Source organism: Campylobacter sp. IFREMER_LSEM_CL2194 (genome assembly GCF_025771685.1).
In the GTDB taxonomy this organism is placed as follows: Bacteria; Campylobacterota; Campylobacteria; order Campylobacterales; family Campylobacteraceae; genus Campylobacter_D.
Genome location: NZ_JAKMQS010000026.1, coordinates 1 through 3,332, shown reverse-complemented (window position 1 = coordinate 3,332; position 3,332 = coordinate 1). Strand labels below are relative to the sequence as shown.

Here is a 3,332-nt window from a genome sequence, read left to right as displayed (position 1 = left end):
GTTATTAAAGGGTTAAAAGATAACACTAGAAAATCAAATAAAATATTCAAAAATATAATATTTTTTCTTATGGTATTCAAATTCATATTTTATAAAACCATTTCTATGATCAGACACAGAACATAAATTAGTTGATTGTATTTCAATAATGCCTTTTTCATTAAAATAAAATCTTTCTTTTGATATATTAGAATGTTCAGGTGTTATATGATCTCCAACACCTTTATAATCGACTATTTTTAATTGAATACTTTCTTGATAAACGCCTCCACTAATAACAACTTTTTCAGGAAGCTTCATTGTTCCAGCTTCAATATAAATATTTTGATTAACAAGTTTTAATATGATTTTAATTTCTTGTTTTAATTCTTTTCCTAAGCTTTTAAAAACCACATTAATGCTGTTATTAAAGGGTTAAAAGAAAACATTAAAATTAGTATTTTAAAATTAATTTTAATTTTCCGTAACATTCAAAACCACATGTATTTAATATTTCCAAATCAATTCTCATAGAATTATTACTCAATTTTATTTCTTTTTCAATTTCTTTCCAATGTATTCCACCTCCGCAAGGATTGCTAATTTTGCCTTTATCTTCATTATTTATTTTTAAAATTGCCTCATCATCTGCAAGAATTTCAGCTTTAAATGATTTCACACTATTGAAATATTTAATATTTTTTATATTAAATACATTTTTCCCACATTGAGCATTAAATTCATAAATTAAATCTTCAGGCTTGCTTATTGATAAATTATAGTTATTTTTATAATTTAAACTCTTAGCCTCCACATTTATGCTGTTATTAAAGGGTTAAAAGAAAACACTAGAATTTAATCACAAACTAAAGCAAAAATAATTATAATTTTATTGTTTTAAGGATTTAACCAAATGGAGGCTTTATTAAAGTCGAAAGGAGGTTAAGATGAGTGAAATTGTTATCTTTATGATCACTTTAATCACTCTTATCTTAGTCATTAAAAACTAAGATAAGAACTAATTTCTAATTTCTTAAAAAACATTTTAGAAAAACCCTGCTTAGTTTATCCTTAAAACATAAGCCTTCATATTAGCAGGGTTGAGGGCTTGTTATAAAGATATTTGTTTTTATATAATATTATTTGCTAAGTTTGAACAATATTATTTTATCTTAAAGCTCTAAAAACTACATCATATAAAATTTTATTCACTTATAGATTAAAAGCTCACAAAACATAAAATAAATAAAAATAATCTTAAACTATATAAAAATGAAAAAGTTTAAAGAAGCTTTTATGTAAGAAATTTTCCTTTTAAATATAATTTGGCAATTTTAAATTAAAAGGAGGTTAAAATGGAAAAAATTGTTATCTTTATGATAACTCTAATTACTCTTATCTTAGTCATTAAAAACTAAGATAAGAGTAATTTGTTTTTTACAAGTGATTAATGTTGAGCTTGAGGGGTTAATTATTTTAAACTAGAAAAATCATACCTTTTTTGATATAAACAATCTTTATTTTACTAAAAGGAAACATCAATGATATATGCTTATATAAGGGTTAGCACCGATAAACAAAACACTGAAAATCAAAAATTTGAAATAATTCAGTGGAGTAAAAGAAATGAAATTAAAATCAATTACTTTGTGCAAGAAGTTGTTAGCGGAAAAATAGCAATAGATCATAGAAATTTAGGAAGATTATTTAAAAAATTAAAAAATGGAGATTCATTAGTTGTCACAGAACTTTCAAGATTAGGAAGAAGTCTTTTAGATATTATGGAAAAATTAAACTGGTGTATTAAAAATAATATCACTATATATTCTATCAAAGAAAATTTTGCTCTTAATGATAATATTAACACAAAAGTAATTGCTTTTGCTTTTTCTTTATCAGCCGAAATCGAAAGACAATTAATTTCACAAAGAACCAAAGAGGCTTTAGCCAGAAAAAAAATGGAAGGTGCGATTTTGGGTCGTCCCAAAGGAAAAAAGAATAGAATCGAAGTAAATCCATGCTATCCAGCATTAAAACAAATTTTAAAATGGGATAAGCAAGGCTACTCACATTCAAAAATAGCAAGAAGAATAGGTGTTCATAGGGATACTTTAAGAAAATTTCTAATTACAATGGGATATGCACATTTGCTAAAAAGATATAGAACTGAGATTTAACTTTCTCTTTTAAGGGAAAAAATAGTGTGCTTTTAGTAGAATAAAAAAATTAAAAAATAATGAACGATAAATTTTAACAAAATATTCTAAAATTTATATTAATTATTTAATATATGTAATTAATTATTAAGTGTTTTGTTATCTAAGGACAATTTATGAATATAAAACTTAATATTCCTTATTCGGAAAAAGATAAATTGAAAGAATATGGAATAAAATGGAATCAAGAACATAAAACTTGGTATTTGCAAGATTATAAAAATTTAAACTATGTTTCAAGTTATTTAGAGAATAAAAATTTTACATTTTATGCAACTGAAACTTTAAATATTGTTCAGGGATTTATTAATTGCTGGAAATGTTCTAAAGTTATACCTGTATATGCTTTGGGAAGCTCTAAATTTATTTATAAAGAAAAAGGCGAATGGTTATTTCAGCCTAAATTTAAAATATTTAGAAATATAACTGCATATTCTGAAGATTTTTCTAATATTTTAAAACGTATGAATATAAAATCTCTCGAAAAATCATTTTCAAATACAGCTGGAAGTTCTTATTTGATGAATAAATGCCAATGTTGCCAATCAAAACAAGGAGAGTTTTTCTTGTTTGAAGAAATAGATTCTATTTTTAGTCCTAACACTGTTAAAGAAGCACAACAACTAAAGATTTACGATTTTCCTTTATTATTTGATTTGGGTTTTACTGGAGAAATTATCGAGATACTTACAAGCGAGTGTTCAGATATCAATGCTTTAATTTGGTTTAATGCTGAGCGTATTAAAATCGTTAAATAATTTTATATCTAATTAATATTTTTTAGATATAATTTCAATATCATTAAAATATAACAAACATATTTAAAAAATATATCAAGGATATGAAATGAAAAAAGTAGTTTTAGGGTTAGCTTCTCTTAGTCTTATTGTTTTTTTAGGTGCTTGTTCATCAGAGCCTAAGTCTATGGAATATTTTAAAGACTCCAAAAATGAAAAAGAATTAAAAGATACTTTAAAATATTGTAAAGATAATAGAGACTCTATACTAAAAGATAAAACTTCAAAAGAATATATAGAATGTGAAAATGCTTTTAAAGCAGATATAGGTAAATCAATGGGGAAAGAGCCTTTGGATTCTAAAGAGCTTTTAGATGAAGGTAGAGAAAAAGCAAATGCT

5 protein-coding genes are annotated in these 3,332 nt (G+C 24.1%); 3 read left to right on the top strand and 2 right to left on the bottom strand.

Features of this window, described 5'->3' with window-relative positions:
* Positions 1-33: 33 nt before the first annotated feature.
* Both L8V79_RS07900 and L8V79_RS07895 read right to left on the bottom strand, forming a co-directional pair.
* Positions 34-393, bottom strand: coding sequence for a hypothetical protein (locus L8V79_RS07900; RefSeq protein WP_263703174.1), 360 nt, complete (start codon positions 391-393; stop codon positions 34-36).
* Positions 394-433: 40 nt separating this feature from the next.
* Positions 434-793 carry a hypothetical protein gene (locus L8V79_RS07895; protein ID WP_214100834.1) on the bottom strand — a complete coding sequence of 120 codons (360 nt, stop codon included), beginning with the start codon at positions 791-793 and terminating at the stop codon, positions 434-436.
* A gap of 727 nt (positions 794-1,520) precedes the next feature.
* On the opposite strand from L8V79_RS07895, the gene L8V79_RS07890 reads away from it, so the two are divergent.
* From L8V79_RS07890 to L8V79_RS07880, 3 genes are all read left to right on the top strand, one after another.
* On the top strand, positions 1,521-2,156 hold the full coding sequence (locus tag L8V79_RS07890; protein WP_263703173.1) for a recombinase family protein: 636 nt from the start codon (positions 1,521-1,523) through the stop codon (positions 2,154-2,156).
* 155 nt (positions 2,157-2,311) lie between these two features.
* Positions 2,312-2,953, top strand: a complete 642-nt coding sequence (locus L8V79_RS07885) for a DUF5710 domain-containing protein (RefSeq protein WP_263663006.1) — start codon at positions 2,312-2,314, stop codon at positions 2,951-2,953.
* 88 nt (positions 2,954-3,041) lie between these two features.
* Positions 3,042-3,332 (top strand): EexN family lipoprotein (locus L8V79_RS07880; RefSeq protein ID WP_263703172.1); only part of this gene is annotated, 291 nt, incomplete at its 3' end.